Consider the following 15,324-nt stretch of genomic DNA (forward strand, 5'->3'; position numbering starts at 1 on the left):
CCTACGCCGCGACGAGATACGAGAAGACGGACTCGAGGGACTCGTCGGACGGCGAGACCGTGAGAAGCCGGATGCCGTGCTCGCGCGCGACCCGCGGCAGCAGCGTCGTGAAGCGGCCGAAGTCGACGGCCTGGATGCGCAGCGCGCCCTCCGCCAGGTCCACTTCGATCCCCGACGTCGACGGGTCCGCGATCAGGGCGGCCGCGAGCACACGGTCGTCGCTGGAGCGCACCAGATAGCGGTGCGGGCGGTCGGTCATCAGCCGGCGGATGCGCCGGAAGTCACCGCTCGCCGCGTGCCGACCGGCGACGATCACCTCGATGTGGGAGGCGAGTTGCTCGACCTCTTCGAGGATGTGCGACGAGAACAGCACCGTGCGGCCCTCGTCGCCCATGCGGCGCAGCAGGTCCATGAGCTGCATGCGCTGGCGCGGGTCCATGCCGTTGAAAGGCTCGTCGAGCAGCAGCAGCGACGGGTCGTGGACGAGCGCGGAGGCCATCTTCACGCGCTGCCGCATGCCCTTGGAGTACGTCGAGATCTTGCGGTCCTGCGCGTACTCCATCTCGACCGTGGCGAGCGCTCGCTGTGCGGCCTTCTTGCCGAGGCCGTGCAACTCGGCGTTGGCGACGACGAATTCGCGGCCGGTGAGGAAGTCGTACATCGCCTCGCGCTCGGGGACGATGCCGATGTGCTGGTAGATCTGCTCGTTGCGCCAGACCGGCTGCCCGTCGAGGGTCACCGAGCCCGTGGAGGGGGCGAGGAATCCGCCCATCATGTTGATGAGGGTGGACTTTCCCGCGCCGTTCGGGCCGAGGAGGCCGGTGACGCCGGGGCCGATCGTCATCGTGATGTCGTTGACCGCCACCACGTTGCCGAACCAGCGTGAGACGTGGTCGATGTTCAGCGTGGTCACAGTCCGACCTTTCGGTAGCGGCGCATCAGAAGGCCGTAGCAGCCCGCGATGAGGCCCAGGACGACGATCAGGAAGACGACGCCCTGCGCGGACGAGGGTCCCGCTTCTCCGGGGAAGGAGGAGCTCGCGCCGAGGAAGGCGGTCTGCATTCCGTCGATGAGCGTGACGGGGGAGAAGAGGCCGAGCCAGGGGACGGCCGAGGTGCTGTTCTGCGCGTCGGCGATGGCCTGAACGGTGGAGACGGCCCCGTAGGAGATGGTCAGAACGGCGATGACGGCTGCGATACCGAAGCCGCGCCGGGGGGTCACCGCCGAGATGACGAGGCCGATGCCGGCGAAGAGCAGGGAGAGCAGTGCCACGGAGACCAGCCCTTGGGCGAATCCCTTCGTCTGGTCGGTGAAGTCGAGCTTGGCCAGCAGCGCGCCCACGTAGAGGACGAGCAGCGGCGCTGCCGTCAGGATGAACATCGCCGACGCCAGGGCCGCGTACTTGGCGCGAACGTAGTCGGCGGTCTCGATGGGACGTGAGAAGTACAGCGGTACGGTCTTGAAGCGCAGGTCTCGCGAGACGGACTGCGGCGCCTGGGAGGCCACGTACAGGCCGATGACGGCCTGCATGATGATCGCGTAGCGCGTGTAGTCGACGGGCAGGTCCTTCGCCTTGGTGGCGACGGCGACCGCGACCATGATCAGCGCGGGTACGCACATCACCACGAAGAGCAGCATCGGCAGCACCTTGGACTTCACCGAGCGGCCCAGGCCGTAGGCGCCGCGCAGGGACTGCGAATACAGGGAGCGGCGGGCGTACGCGCGGCCCAGGCGCGGCCCGTCGTAGTTGCGGTAGCCGATGTTGTGGATGCGGGACTGCTCGCCCGCGTGGGCCGGGGACTGCCCGCCCGCATGGGCCGTGGGCTGCTCAACCGCCATGGCCGACCGCCTCCTTCCGCTGCTCGTCGCTGTTCGTGAAGACCTCGGCGATCTGGTGCCTTCGCTGTTCCATCCGGACCAGGCCGAGGCCGAGGTCGGCCACCACGTCGCGGACCAGGTCGTACGTCTCCTCACCCGACGCGGTCAGCAGCAGGACATGACCCGCGCCCGGCAGCCCGCTGCCGTCGTGGGTGTCCACCCCGCGCGCGTGGAGCACGTCGCGGACCGCACGGGTGCCGTCCGGGTGCTCGTCGCTGTCGGTGACCTCGATCGCGAGGGTCGTGGTGGTCTGGGTGAAGTCCGTGGTGGAGCTGGAGCGCAGGAGCTTGCCGCCGTCGACGACGACGACGTGGTCGCAGGTGCGCTCCAGCTCGCCGAGCAGGTGCGAGGTGACCAGCACCGAGATGCCGAAGTCGGTGTGGATGCGGCGGATCAGGCCGAGCATCTCGTCGCGGCCGACCGGGTCGAGGCCGTTGGTCGGCTCGTCCAGGAAGACCAGCTGGGGGTCGTGGACCAGGGCCTGCGCGAGCTTCACGCGCTGCTTCATGCCCGTCGAGTAGCCGCCGATGGGGCGGTAGCGCTCCTCGTACAGGCCGACGTGGCGCAGCGTGTCGGCGGTGCGCTCGCGGGCGGCCGTGGGCGGGAGTCCGGACATGCGCGCCATGTGGACGACGAACTCGGTGGCCGAGACGTCGGGCGGCAGGCAGTCGTGCTCGGGCATGTACCCCACGCGCTCGCGGATGTCGCCGCCCTTGGTGGCGACATCGAGTCCGAGCACCTCGGCGCGGCCCTCGGTGGCGGGGGACAGACCCAGCAGGATCTTGATCAATGTGGACTTGCCGGCTCCGTTGGCACCGACGAGTCCGGTCACACCGGGTCCGACGTCCACAGAGAGCCGGTCAAGCGCGGTCACCCTGGGGTACCGCTTGCTCAGGCTTTCGGTCGCGATCACAGTCACGTCCTCGACGGTAGTGGCGCACACCACAGCAGTCGTCAGACCGGAGAGCTGTCTCCGCGTAAGACTCCAGTCGTACGGGCCCGTAAGGGACCCCTGCCTGAGAGCTAGACCGCAGGGTCCGGGAGTTTTCCACAGGCGGGCAGCGGCCTATTGACGCGACCCCCAACAACTGTCACATTCACCAGTGTCAAGTTACGGGCACGTACCGCAGTCGACGTGGACTGGACGGTGACATGACTGGCATGACTGGCATGACGCGCATGGTCGGCATGACCAAAGGAGCGGCAGCCGAACTCTCCGCGGAGCTGCGGGGGTTCAAAGAGGTGCAGCGCCTCGCGTACGCGTGTGCGGAGGCGGTCGCGGCGCAGCTGAAGCCCGGTGTGACCGAGCGCGAGGCGGCGCGGATGCAGCGGGTGTGGCTGCGCGAGCGCGGCGTGCGGGACTGGTTCCATCTGCCCTTCGCCTGGTTCGGCGACCGCACCGCGTTCGTGAACTTCCGCGTTCCGCTCCAGTTCTTCCCCACCGACCGCCGGCTGGAGCCGGGCATGCCGTTCATTCTCGACATGGCCCCCGTCCACAAGGGCTGCACGGCGGACATCGGCTACTCGGGCTCCCTGGGCCTCAACCCCGTGCAGGACAAGCTCCTCGCGGACCTGGAGGCGCACCGCGAGCTGATCCTGCGCGAGGTGCGCGAACGTCGCCCGCTGCGCGAGATCTACGAGGACGTGGACCGGCTCATGGTCCGCCAGGGGTATGCGAACCGGCATCGCGCGTACCCCTTCGGTGTGATCGCGCACAAGGTGGACCGGGTGAAGGAACGTGCCTGGTCACCGCATCTGTTCGGGTTCGGCACGCAGTCCCTGAAGGGGCTGGCGGGCGACGCGCTCCGTGGTCACCGCGACGGCTGGTCGCCGCTGTGGTCTCCGTACAGGTTCTCCGATCACCCGCCCAGGCCGGGGCTGTGGGCGGTCGAGCCGCACCTCGGCTTTCGGGGCACGGGCGCGAAGTTCGAGGAGATCCTGGTCGTCACCGACTCCCGGGACCCGGAACAGAGCGCCTTCTGGCTGGACGACGATCTGCCGCATGTGCGGCGCTGGGCGGAGGACAGATGAGTCTTGAGGGGGCGCGCGAGCGCTGGGTGCGGACAGGCGGAATCGAGCTGTGCGTAGCCGAGTTGGGGGACGAGACACAGCCCACGGTGGTCCTCGTGCACGGCTATCCGGACTCCAAGGAGGTGTGGTCCGAGGTCGCCGGGCGTCTGTCGGAGCGCTTCCACGTCGTGCTGTACGACGTGCGCGGGCACGGCAGGTCCACGGCGCCGCAGCCGCTGCGCGGCGGCTTCACGCTGGAGAAGCTGACGGACGACTTCCTCGCGGTCGCGGACGCGGTCAGTCCGGATCGGCCGGTGCACCTCGTGGGGCACGACTGGGGTTCGGTGCAGTCCTGGGAGTTCGTCACGGTCAAGCGCACCGAGGGCCGGATCGCGTCCTTCACGTCGATGTCCGGGCCGTCCCTCGACCACTTCGGCCACTGGATCAAGCGGCGGGTGAAGCGGCCGACTCCGCGTAGGGTGGGCCAGCTCCTGGGCCAGGGCGCCAAGTCCTGGTACGTCTACCTGTTGCACACCCCCGTGCTGCCCGAGCTCGCCTGGCGCGGCCCGCTCGGCAGACGCTGGCCCAAGATCCTCCAGCGGGTGGAGAAGGTACCGGCGGACGGCTATCCGACTCCGTCGCTCCCCTCGGACGCGGCGCACGGCGCCTGGCTGTACCGGGACAACGTACGGGCCCGGCTGAGCCGCCCGCGCACCGACGCGTACGCGCACGCGCCCGTGCAGCTCGTCACGCCCCTGGGGGACGCATTCCTGTCGGAGAAGCTCTACGACGAACTGGAACTGTGGGCTCCGCAGCTGGTCCGCCGCACCCTGCCGGCCAAACACTGGATCCCGCGGACGCGCCCCGACCAGCTGGCGTCATGGATCACGGAGTTCGTGATCGCGAGCGAGGGCGGGCGCCCGGCTCCGGTGGCGAGCGGCCCGTACGCCGACCGGTTCGGCGGGCAGCTCGTGCTGGTCACCGGCGCGGGCAGCGGCATCGGGCGGGCCACGGCCTACGCGTTCGCCGAGGCGGGCGCGCGCGTGGTGGCCGTCGACCGGAACGCGGAGGGCGCGGCCCGCACGGCGGAGATGTCCCGGCTGATCGGCGCTCCCGACGCCTGGGCCGAGACGGTCGACGTCTCCGACGAGCAGGCCATGGAGAAGCTCGCCGAGAAGGTCGCCACCGAGTACGGCGTGGTGGACGTCCTGGTGAACAACGCAGGAATCGGACTCTCGGGGTCCTTCTTCGACACGACCGCGGAGGACTGGCGGAAGGTCCTCGACGTGAACCTGTGGGGCGTGATCCACGGCTGCCGGCTCTTCGGGAAGCAGATGGCCGAGCGCGGACAGGGCGGCCACATCGTCAACACGGCGTCGGCGGCGGCGTACCAGCCCTCGAAGGCGCTGCCCGCCTACAGCACCTCCAAGGCGGCGGTGCTGATGCTCAGCGAGTGCCTGCGCGCGGAGCTGGCCGGGCAGGGCATCGGGGTGTCGGCGATCTGCCCCGGCTTCGTCCACACGAACATCACGTCGACCGCGCGTTTCGCGGGCGTGGCGGCGGAGGAGGAGAAGCGGCGGCAGAAGAGGGCGGCGCGGCTGTACCGGCTGCGGGGGTATCCGCCGGAGAAGGTCGCGGACGCGGTCCTGCGGGCCGTCGTACGCAACCAGGCCGTCGTGCCCGTCACCCCGGAGGCGCGCGGCGCCCACCTCATGTCCCGCTTCGCGCCCAGGGCACTGCGCGCGATCGCACGGCTGGAGCCTCCGCTGTGAGCGGTACCGCGAGCCACCCTCCGAGCGAGGGCCACCATGTGATCGCCCCGCGCCGGGTCTCCTTCGACTGGGGCCGGACTCCACTCCACTGGATCCCGGACGAGCCCGTCGCCACCCACGTCATCAACGTGCTGCATCTGCTGCTGCCGGCGGGGGAGCGGTGGTTCGTGAAGGTCTTCAAGGAGGGACTGCCGCTGATAACGGATCCCGGACTCCTCGACGACGTGAAGGGGTTCATGGGGCAGGAGGCCACGCACAGCGTGCAGCACGCGTACGTGCTGGAGCACCTCGCGGCGCAGCGGCTCGACGCCGCGGACTTCACCAAGTACGTCGACTTCCTCTTCGAGAGGCTGCTGGGCGAGCGGCCGCCCCTGAGCGCACCGATACCGGCCCGCGAGTGGCTGCGGTTCCGGCTCTCGGTGATCGCGGCGATCGAGCAGTTCACGGCGGTACTCGGCGACTGGGTGCTCGCCGCGGACGGCCTGGACCGGGCCGGGGCCGACGAGGTCATGACCGACCTGCTGCGCTGGCACGGGGCGGAGGAGGTCGAGCATCGCGCGGTCGCCTTCGACATGTATCAGCACTGCGGCGGCCAGGGCCTGCCCCGGTACGCCCGCCGGGTCGCGGGCATGGCGGTCACGGCACCCGTGATGCTCTACCTGTGGGCGTGGGGCGCCGCGCATCTTCTGCGCCACGACCCACAGCTCGCCGGACGGCTGCGCTACTCGCTCGCCGCGCACAACAGGGCCGTACGCAGGGGGCTGCTGCCCGGCTGGAAGGAGCTGGGCACGGCGATACCCCGGTATCTGCGGCGGTCGTACCATCCCTCGCAGGAGGGCTCGCTGCGCAGAGCCGTCACCTATCTGGCGCAGTCGCCGGCGGCACGAGCAGCGGCGGGGGCGGCCAGGCGGGCGGGTACAGCGTAGGCGGCCGCCGTCCGGCCGGGCAGGATCTGCCGGGGCCGGTCGGGTAGTCCAACGGGCCGGGGCCGTTGCCCGGTGAACGAGAAGGCAGGGAGCGCGTGAGCGAGTCGGGCGGGGTGACGTACCGGATCGAGGACCTGGCGCACCGCAGCGGTGCCACGGTCCGCACCATCCGCGCCTACCAGGACCGCGGGCTGCTCCCCCGGCCCGAGCGGCGCGGCCGCGCCAACGTGTACGCGGACGCGCATCTGGCCCGGCTGCGCCAGATCGCCGGCCTCCTCGACCGCGGCTACACCCTGGCCTCCATCAAGGAGCTCCTGGAGGCGTGGGACTCCGGCCGCGGCCTGGGCGGGGTGCTCGGGCTGGTCGCGGAGGTCGACGGTCCGTGGTCCGACGAGGAGGCGGGGCGGATCTCACGGGCCGAGCTGTCCGAGCGTTTCGGCGGCAGCCCCGACGACGCGGCGGTCGCGGACGCGCTCGAGCTCGGGGTGCTGGAGCCGGTACCCGGGCACGAGGACCTGTTCCTCGTGCCGAGCCCCCAAGAGCTCGCCGTGGCGGTCGAGTTGCATGAGGCGGGCGTTCCGCTGTCCGCGATCGCCGGGCACCTAAGGGAGTTGAGGGGGCAGGTGGAGCACATCGCCTCCCGTTTCCTGGAGTTCACGACCGAGCACGTGTTCGCGCGCTACCTCGGTGAACATCCGCCGAACGAGGTGGACGCGACGGAGGCGGCCTCGCTCGTTCGACGGCTGCGGCCACTGGCGCAGCAGACGGTGGACGCCGAACTCGCCCGCGCGATGCGCCTGTTCGCCACCCGGCACCTGCGCCTGCACCTCGGCGCGGACCAGCCGGCTCCCCCCGAGGAGGAGACCCGTTCCGTGTCGATTCCGGCGGACACGATGCGGGCCGTGGAGAGACTGGTTGGCTCGGACCAGGCCGCCTCCTTCGTCGCGTTGGCGGCCGAACGCGAGCTCCGGGCCAGGGCTTTGGACCAACTCGCCGCAAAGCATATGCATAAGCACATAGTTGACGAAGAGTCCTAAACAGCGGACCACTTGTCCACAGAATCGCCAATTCACCTGTGGATAACCGCACTTGGCTGTGGATCAAACCTCCGGACCGTCATCAGAATGCGTGATCAGCGTCTCGCTCGGGGCGCGCGGGATGAATGCCGGCGAGACGCACGTCACTCGCGCCATCGGTGCGGGCCCGGGACTCCGCCGCCGCACCGTTCACACCGCACCGTCGCGGACCGCTCACGCACTGTCATCACCACATCGCCCGCCCCCGCACCGTGCGTGGGCATTCCGCGGCTGCGCTTACGCTCGATGTATGAGTCTGCGTCTGAGCACCGTGATCCTGCCGTACGTCCGCTGGCACGAGGGCGGGCGTTCCGCATGGCAGCGTGCGGAGCAGCTCGGCTTCCACACCGCGTTCACCTACGACCACCTGTCGTGGCGGTCCTTCCGGGACGGCCCGTGGTTCGGCGCCGTGCCGACGCTGACCGCCGCGGCCGCCGTCACCGACCGCCTGCGCCTCGGCACGCTCGTGACCTCGCCGAACTTCCGGCACCCCGTGACGCTCGCCAAGGAGCTGATCTCCCTCGACGACATCTCCGGCGGGCGCGTCGCCCTGGGCATCGGCGCGGGCGGCACCGGCTTCGACGCCACCGCGCTCGGCCAGGAGCCCTGGACACCGCGGGAGCGCGCCGACCGCTTCGGCGAGTTCGTACCGCTGCTCGACCGGCTGCTGACCGAGGACTCCGTCTCGTACGAGGGCGACTACTACTCCGCGCACGAGGCACGCAACATCCCGGGCTGCGTCCAGCGCCCCCGGCTGCCGTTCGCGGTGGCCGCCACCGGTCCGCGCGGGCTGAAGCTCGCCGCGCGCCACGGGCAGGCCTGGGTGACCACCGGCGACCCGCGGCTGTACGAGAACGGCACCCCTGAACAGTCGGTTCAAGCCATTCGCGGACAGGCCGAGAAGCTGGCCGACGCGTGCGCCGCGATCGGCCGCGACGTGAAGGAGCTGGACAAGGTCCTGCTCACCGGCTTCACCCCGGACCGCGGTCGCCCGCTGGAGTCCCTCGACGCGTTCGTCGACTTCGCGGGCCGCCACATGGAGCTGGGCATCACCGACATCGCGATCCACTGGCCCATCCCCGACTCCGACTTCGCCGCGGACGAGAAGGTCTTCGAACAGATCGCCATGGAGGCACCGGCCCAGCTGCGCTGAGCCGGCCGAGGCAAGCCGCCCGAAGCGCGCGACGGCGCAAGCCGCGCAGAGCCCACCGCACGAGCCGCGCGGAGCTTGACCGGGCGAGGCCGAGCGTACTTTGACGGGGCGAGGCCGGGCGGCAGAGCTTGACGGGGCGTAACAGCGCTGGTGGGGACGGTTATCACTCACATGTGCGGACCACTGCACGGCCGTGCGCGCATATGCGGGAGAATGGGCCGGTGACCTCAGCGACTCGACGGCCCGAGACCCCGGCCTCCACCGTTCCGCCCCGGCTGATCGCCACGGACCTCGACGGCACCCTCCTGCGCGACGACAAGTCCGTCTCCGAGCGCACGGTCGCCGCCCTCGCGGCCGCCGAGGAGGCCGGCATCGAGGTCTTCTTCGTCACCGGCCGCCCGGCCCGCTGGATGGACGTCGTCAGCGACCACGTCCACGGGCACGGTCTGGCGATCTGCGGCAACGGCGCGGCCGTGGTCGACCTGCACGGCGGCCCCGGCGCGCACCGCTTCGTCAAGGTCCGGGAACTGGAGCGGGAGAACGCCCTCGACGCCGTGCGGCTGCTGCGCGACGCCGCGCCGGGCACGGTGTACGCCGTCGAGCAGACGTACGGCTTCTACCAGGAGCCCGCGTACCCGAAGCTGCACATGGAGGTCCCCGACAGCCTCGCGCCCGCCGAGAAGCTCCTGGCGCCGGACGCTCTCGGAGCCGACGAGCCCGTCCTGAAGATCCTCGCGTACCACCCGGAGATCGACCCGGACGCGTTCCTCACCCTCGCGCGCCTCGCCGTCGGCGACCGCGCCAACATCACCCGGTCGAGTCCCAGCGCCCTCCTCGAGATCAGCGGGCCCGGCGTCTCCAAGGCCAGCACCCTCGCGCTGTGCTGCGCCGAGCGCGGCATCTCCCACGAGGAGGTCGTCGCGTTCGGCGACATGCCGAACGACGTCGAGATGCTCACCTGGGCCGGCCGCTCGTACGCGATGGGCAACGCCCACCCGGACGTCCTCGCCGCGGCGTCCGGACGGACCGTCGCCAACAACGAGGACGGGGTGGCCGTGGTGATCGAACGGATACTCGCGGAGCGGTTGTAAGGAACACGCGGTTGTAAGGAACACGCGGTTGTATGGAACAGGATTGCCCCGTAGGCCTGTTGCCACGGCTTCGCGGCCCGTCAGTACGGCGCCTGCCACGTCACCGTCGTACCGGCCCCGTTCTCTCCCGTCCCCGGCCCGAACCAGCTGTCCCCGCCCAGTGACCCGGCGCGCCGCTCGAGGTTCGTCAGACCGCTGCGACGGCCGATGTCGGGGATGCCGACACCGTCGTCCGTGACCGTCAGCCGCACACCCGGCCGGCCGTCGGGCAGCGTCACCGTCGCGTCGACGACGACGTCGATGCGCGAGGCCCCCGCGTGCCGGAACGCGTTGGACAGGGCCTCGCGGAGAGCCGCGATGAGGTTGTTGCGGGTGAGTTCACCGACCGCCGTGTCGACGGGTCCGAGGAAACGGTACGACGGTGTGAAGCCGAGGGGGATCGCGGCCGTCTTGATCTCACGCAGCACCTGGGCCCGCAGCCCGGACGGCACCTCGGCGGGCCCCTGCTGGAGCGCGAAGATCGCCGTGCGGATCTCCTGGATGGTGACGTCGAGTTCGTCGACCGCCTTACCGACGCCTCGCCGCACCTCGGGCACGCCGGACCGGCGCTGCGCGCTCTCCAGCATCATCCCGGTGGCATAGAGCCGCTGAATGACGAGGTCGTGCAGATCACGGGCGATCCGGTCGCGGTCCTCGTACACCGCGAGCCGCTCCCGGTCCCGCTGTGCCTCGGCCATCATCAGCGCGAGCGCGGCCTGGGAGGCGAACTGCGCGGCAAGGGTGCGCTCGGTCTCCGTGAACGGGCGGCCGCCGCGTGCACGGGGGGTGACGAGGGCACCGTGCACCCGGCCGTCGCTCCGCAGCGGCAGCATCATGACCGGCCCGTAGTCGCGGAAGAGATGGGTGATCGTGCGGGGGTCGCCGGCCGCGTCCGCGAGGAACACGGCCCGGCCGTCGAGGAGTTCGGAGGCCAGTTCACTCTCCGGCGGGATGACCGCGCCCAGCGCCTTCGGGCGCTGATCCGCGGCCACGGCGACGATCTCCAGACCGCCCTCGTCCGCGGGCAGCAGCACGATCCCGGCCGTCGAACCGGAGAGCCGCCGTGCCTGTTCGGCGACGACCTGGAGGGCGTCCTCGGGATCGCCGCCGGACAGCAACGCGGTGGTGACGGCCACCGAGCCGTCGATCCACCGCTCGCGCTGCTTGGCGGCCTCGTACAGGCGGGCGTTGCCGATCGCGATGCCGGCCTCGATGGCCAGCACGCGGACCATGTCGAGGTCGTAGTCGTCGAACAGGCCGCCGCCGCGTTTCTCGGCGAGATAGAGGTTGCCGAAGGTCTTCCCCTGTACGCAAAGGGGAACTCCGAGGAAGCTGCGCATCGGCGGATGGTGCTCGGGGAAGCCGCACGAGCGCGGGTCCTCGGTCAGCTCCGCGAGCCGCACCGGCGCCGGGTCGTGGATGAGCGCACCGAGCAGCCCCTTGTGTCCGTCGGGCAGCCGGCCGATCAGGCGGGCGGTCTCCGCGTCGACCCCGTGGTGGACGAAATCCGCAAGACCGTCGCCGTCCTCGGCCACGACGCCGATAGCCGCATAGCGGGCGTTCGCCAGCTCGGCCGCCGTCTCGCAGATCCGGACCAGCGTGGAGTGCAGCTCGAGCCCGCTCCCGACCGACCGCATCGCCTTCAGCAACTGCGGCACCCGCGCGGTCAGCCCACGGGAATCGGCGTCATCCCCTCTGCCCGCTTCGGGCTCGGGGGCGTCGCCTGGCGATACGGGGGCTGCGGGCATGCCCGTAGCGTACTTAGTCCCATTTACAACGGAAAGTCCGAATACAAGTTCCGTCCGTCCCGCGCCCGCTCCACCTAGCGGGCCACCGCCCCCACCAGCAACCCGTCCTCGGTCTCCCGGCCCACCATCTCCCGCAGCGGCCCGTTCACGGCTGCCAGCTCCGCGTAGGCCCCGCGTTGCACCGCGCGCCCGTCCGCCAGCACGATCACCTCGTCGACCGCTTCCAGTCCGGCCAGCCGGTGGGTGATCAGCAGTGTCGTACGCCCCTCCGTCGCGGCCAGCAGGTCCGCCGTGAGCGCGTCCGCCGTCGGCAGGTCGAGGTGTTCCGCGGGTTCGTCGAGGACGAGCACCGGGAAGTCGGCCACCAGGGCACGGGCCAGCGCGAGCCGCTGACGCTGGCCGCCGGACAGCCGTGCCCCGTGCTCGCCGATCAGCGTGTCGAGCCCGTCGGGCAGCCCGTCCACCCAGTTGAGGAGCCGGGCCCGCGCCAGCGCGTCGCGCAGATCCCCCTCGGTGGCGTCCCTGCGGGCAAGGAGCAGGTTCTCGCGCACGGAACTGTCGAAGAGGTGCGCGTCCTGGGCACAGAGCCCGACGAGCCGCCGTACGTCGTCGCCGTCGAGGGCGTACGCATCCGTACCGCCCAGCGTGTACGTCCCCGCACCCGCGTCCAGGAACCGCAGCATCACCTGCGCGAGCGTCGTCTTGCCCGACCCGGAGGGGCCGACCACGGCGATCCTGCGACCCTTTTCGAGCGTGAGGTCGAGCCCGGCGAGCGCGTCCCGGTGCTGCCCCTCGTGGCGGGCGGTCAGCCCCGTGACGACGAGCGGGAACGGCGACGCGGGCGCCGTACGCGGCCGCTCCGGCTCCCGTACGGGCTCGGGGGCGTCCAGCACCTCGTACACGCGCTCGGCGCTCCTGCGCACGCGCTGCCGGTACTGCACGGCCGGCGGCAGTCCCAGCACGGCCTCGAACGCGGCCAGCGGGGTCAGGACGACGACGGCCATGGCCACCCCGCTCAGGCGCCCGTCGACGACCGCCTGCGCGCCTACGAGGGCGGCCGCCACCACGGTCAGTCCGGACAGCAGCGCGGTGAGCCCGTCGCCGAGCGCGGTGGCGGCAGCGGCACGGGAGGCGATACGGGTGAGCGTGGCGTCGGCCCGGCGTGCTCCGGCGATCCGTGCGGGCAGCGCGCCGGCCACCGTCAGCTCGGCCGTCCCGGTCAGCAGATCGGTCACCCGGGTCGCCAGCACGCCTCGGGCGGGCGCCAGCCTGCGCTCCGCGCGACGGGCCACGGCCGCGGTCACCAGCGGGACGCCGACCCCGGCCGCCAGCAGGCCGACGGCAAGGGCGGCCCCGGCCTCGGGCAGCAGCCAGGCGGTGAACCCGACCGAGGCGGCGGAGACGACCAGTGCGGCCCCGGCGGGCAGCAGCCACCGCAGCCAGTAGTCCTGAAGCGCGTCCACGTCGGCGACCAGCCGCGACAGCAGATCACCCCGCCGGGTCGTGCGCAGCCCGGCGGGGGCCAGCCGTTCCAGACGCCGGTAGACGGCGACCCGGGTGTCGGCGAGCATCCGCAGCACCGCGTCGTGCGACACGAGCCGCTCCGCGTAGCGGAAGACGGCCCGCCCGATCCCGAACGCCCTCGTGGCGGTCACGGCGACCATCAGATACAGCACGGGGGGCTGCTGCGAGGCCCGGGAGATCAGCCACCCGGAGGTCGCCATCAGCCCCACGGCGCTCCCGAGTGCGGCCGCACCGAGCAGCAGGGCGAACGTGAGGCGCCCTCGCCGGGGACCGGCCATGGCACGCACGCGAGAAAGCACTCGTCCGTGCCGCAGGGGAGAGCGGCGGACATCGTCCTCGGCGGCCGAGGGCACGGCATCGGCCGCCTCGCGACCGGACGTCTGGTCCCCTCCGCCGGACACAGCACCGGCGGCCCTGGCGGACTCCGCCGACTCCACGGCCGCGGCCGGCTCCGCGAGCTCCATCGCTGCCGACTCGACGGGCTCACACCGCACCACCCGGTCCGCCACCCCGAGCAGCGCCGGCCGGTGCACCACCAGCAGCACCGTCCGTCCCACTGCCAGCCGCCGCACCGCAGCCACCACCTCGGCCTCGGTCGCCCCGTCCAGGGCTGCCGTGGGTTCGTCGAGCAGCAGCACGGGCCGGTCCGCGAGGAACGCCCGGGCCAGGGCGAGCCGTTGGCGCTGCCCGGCGGAGAGCCCGGTGCCGTCCTCGCCGAGCAGCGTCTCGGCGCCCTCGGGCAGCGCGTCCACGAATTCCAGGGCTCCGGCGTCGGCGAGCGCCCGGCGCACCTCGGTGTCGTCCGCGCCGGGACGGGCCAGCCGCACGTTCTCGGCGATGGTCCCCGCGTACACGTGCGGCCGCTGCGGCACCCAGGCGATCCGCGAACGCCACTCCTCCAGGTCCGCCGAGGCGAGATCGGCTCCCCCGGCCCGCACCCGCCCCTCGGTGGGCGATACGAACCCCAGCAGGACGTTCAACAGCGTCGACTTCCCGACGCCGCTCGGCCCTACGAGCGCCACGGTCTCGCCGGCTGCCACCGTGAAGGACACCTTGGACACCGCGTCGGCCGACCGCCCGGGGTAGCGCACGGTCACGTCCTCGAAGGCGATCTCACCCTCCGGTGCCCGCAGTGAGCCGGAGACCGGCGCCGGGGTCTCCAGCACCGCGAAGATCTCCTCCGCCGCCGCGAGCCCCTCCGCCGCCGCGTGGTACTGGGCGCCCACCTGCCGCAGCGGCAGATACGCCTCGGGCGCCAGGACAAGGATGACCAGGCCGATGTACAGGTCCATCTCGCCGTGGACGAGCCGCATGCCGATGGTCACCGCGACCAGCGCGACGGAGATCGTGGCGAGCAGTTCCAGGGCGAAGGACGACAGGAACGCGATCCGCAGCGTCCGCATGGTCGCCTGCCGGTACTCGCCGGTGATCCGCCTGATGGACTCGGCCTGCGCCTTGGCACGGCCGAACACCTTGAGTGTCGGCAATCCGGCGACCACGTCGAGGAAATGTCCCGACAGCTGGGACAGCAGCCGCCACTGGCGGTCCATCTGGGTGCGCGTGGCCCAGCCGATCAGAATCATGAAGAACGGGATCAGCGGCAGCGTGCCGACGATGATCGCCGCCGACACCCAGTCCTCGGTGACGATCCGCGCGAGCACCGCCACGGGTACGACCACCGCGAGCCCCAGCTGCGGGAGATAGCGCGAGAAGTAGTCGTCGAGGGCGTCGATCCCCCGCGTGGCCAGGGCAACGAGCGAGCCGGTGCGCTGCCCGCTCAGCCACCCCGGTCCGAGCGAGGCCGCCCGCTCCAGCAGCCGCCTCCGCAGCTCCGACTTCACCGCCGCGCTCGCCCGATGCGCGGCAAGTTCGGTGAGCCACGCGACAAGACCGCGCCCGGCCGCGACGGCTGCCAGCAGCACAAGGGGCGTGCGGAGCTCAGCGACCGAGTGACCGTGCTGGAAGGCACCGACCACGATCTCGGCGATGAGCATCGCCTGAGCAATGACCAGCACCGCTCCGACAGCACCCAGAACGACGACCGCCGCCAGGAAGACGCGGGTGGCGCGAGCGTATCGAAGCAGACGCGGGTCGATTGGTTTCACGT

General features: G+C 71.4%; 11 protein-coding genes. 6 read left to right on the forward strand and 5 right to left on the reverse strand.

The genetic code is table 11. The features are described from left to right. Position 1: 1 nt before the first annotated feature. From GTY58_RS22255 to GTY58_RS22265, 3 genes are read right to left on the reverse strand one after another with little or no spacing between them, the layout of a single operon-like run. A complete protein-coding gene (locus GTY58_RS22255; RefSeq protein ID WP_010985675.1) occupies positions 2–913 on the reverse strand; it encodes an ABC transporter ATP-binding protein in 912 nt (303 codons plus the stop codon). Then, on the reverse strand, positions 910–1,839 hold the full coding sequence (locus GTY58_RS22260) for an ABC transporter permease subunit (RefSeq protein WP_010985676.1): 930 nt from the start codon (positions 1,837–1,839) through the stop codon (positions 910–912). The genes GTY58_RS22255 and GTY58_RS22260 overlap by 4 nt, the downstream gene beginning before the upstream one ends. After that, positions 1,829–2,791, reverse strand: coding sequence for an ABC transporter ATP-binding protein (locus GTY58_RS22265; protein ID WP_010985677.1), 963 nt, complete (start codon positions 2,789–2,791; stop codon positions 1,829–1,831). The genes GTY58_RS22260 and GTY58_RS22265 overlap by 11 nt, the downstream gene beginning before the upstream one ends. Positions 2,792–3,048: 257 nt before the next feature. Between GTY58_RS22265 and GTY58_RS22270 the strand changes: the two genes are divergently transcribed. The 6 genes from GTY58_RS22270 to GTY58_RS22295 all read left to right on the forward strand — a co-directional run bounded on the left by GTY58_RS22270 (position 3,049) and on the right by GTY58_RS22295 (position 9,906). Further along, complete coding sequence (locus GTY58_RS22270) at positions 3,049–3,909, forward strand: M24 family metallopeptidase (RefSeq protein WP_237529461.1); 861 nt, start codon at positions 3,049–3,051, stop codon at positions 3,907–3,909. Continuing rightward, positions 3,906–5,660 carry an SDR family oxidoreductase gene (locus tag GTY58_RS22275; RefSeq protein ID WP_010985679.1) on the forward strand — a complete coding sequence of 585 codons (1,755 nt, stop codon included), beginning with the start codon at positions 3,906–3,908 and terminating at the stop codon, positions 5,658–5,660. Before GTY58_RS22270 ends, GTY58_RS22275 begins: the two co-directional genes overlap by 4 nt. Continuing rightward, on the forward strand, positions 5,657–6,586 hold the full coding sequence (locus GTY58_RS22280) for a metal-dependent hydrolase (RefSeq protein ID WP_010985680.1): 930 nt from the start codon (positions 5,657–5,659) through the stop codon (positions 6,584–6,586). Before GTY58_RS22275 ends, GTY58_RS22280 begins: the two co-directional genes overlap by 4 nt. 95 nt (positions 6,587–6,681) lie before the next feature. Then, positions 6,682–7,623 (forward strand): MerR family transcriptional regulator, encoded by a 942-nt coding sequence (locus GTY58_RS22285; RefSeq protein ID WP_107083094.1) that lies wholly within the window; start codon positions 6,682–6,684, stop codon positions 7,621–7,623. Positions 7,624–7,912: 289 nt separating this feature from the next. Further along, positions 7,913–8,815, forward strand: coding sequence for an LLM class flavin-dependent oxidoreductase (locus tag GTY58_RS22290; RefSeq protein WP_037647689.1), 903 nt, complete (start codon positions 7,913–7,915; stop codon positions 8,813–8,815). A 203-nt stretch (positions 8,816–9,018) separates the two neighbouring features. Further along, positions 9,019–9,906 carry a Cof-type HAD-IIB family hydrolase gene (locus GTY58_RS22295; protein ID WP_171033169.1) on the forward strand — a complete coding sequence of 296 codons (888 nt, stop codon included), beginning with the start codon at positions 9,019–9,021 and terminating at the stop codon, positions 9,904–9,906. A gap of 80 nt (positions 9,907–9,986) precedes the next feature. On the opposite strand, the gene GTY58_RS22300 is transcribed toward GTY58_RS22295, so the two are convergent. Both GTY58_RS22300 and cydD read right to left on the reverse strand, forming a co-directional pair. Then, positions 9,987–11,582 carry a GAF domain-containing protein gene (locus GTY58_RS22300; RefSeq protein WP_237529464.1) on the reverse strand — a complete coding sequence of 532 codons (1,596 nt, stop codon included), beginning with the start codon at positions 11,580–11,582 and terminating at the stop codon, positions 9,987–9,989. 185 nt (positions 11,583–11,767) lie between these two features. After that, positions 11,768–15,322, reverse strand: a complete 3,555-nt coding sequence (gene cydD, locus GTY58_RS22305; RefSeq protein WP_010985685.1) for a thiol reductant ABC exporter subunit CydD — start codon at positions 15,320–15,322, stop codon at positions 11,768–11,770. Positions 15,323–15,324 lie beyond the last annotated feature (2 nt).

The organism is Streptomyces sp. SID5469, assembly GCF_009862865.1.
GTDB lineage: Bacteria > Actinomycetota > Actinomycetes > Streptomycetales > Streptomycetaceae > Streptomyces > Streptomyces avermitilis.

Bases quoted from the DNA above. Each gene is read 5' to 3' on its own strand.
- GTY58_RS22260 (WP_010985676.1), bottom strand. From the start codon at position 1,839: ATGGCGGTTGAGCAGCCCACGGCCCATGCGGGCGGGCAGTCCCCGGCC.
- GTY58_RS22270 (WP_237529461.1), top strand. From the start codon at position 3,049: ATGACGCGCATGGTCGGCATGACCAAAGGAGCGGCAGCCGAACTCTCC.
- GTY58_RS22275 (WP_010985679.1), top strand. From the start codon at position 3,906: ATGAGTCTTGAGGGGGCGCGCGAGCGCTGGGTGCGGACAGGCGGAATC.
- GTY58_RS22290 (WP_037647689.1), top strand. From the start codon at position 7,913: ATGAGTCTGCGTCTGAGCACCGTGATCCTGCCGTACGTCCGCTGGCAC.
- GTY58_RS22295 (WP_171033169.1), top strand. From the start codon at position 9,019: ATGCGGGAGAATGGGCCGGTGACCTCAGCGACTCGACGGCCCGAGACC.
- GTY58_RS22300 (WP_237529464.1), bottom strand. From the start codon at position 11,582: ATGCGGTCGGTCGGGAGCGGGCTCGAGCTGCACTCCACGCTGGTCCGG.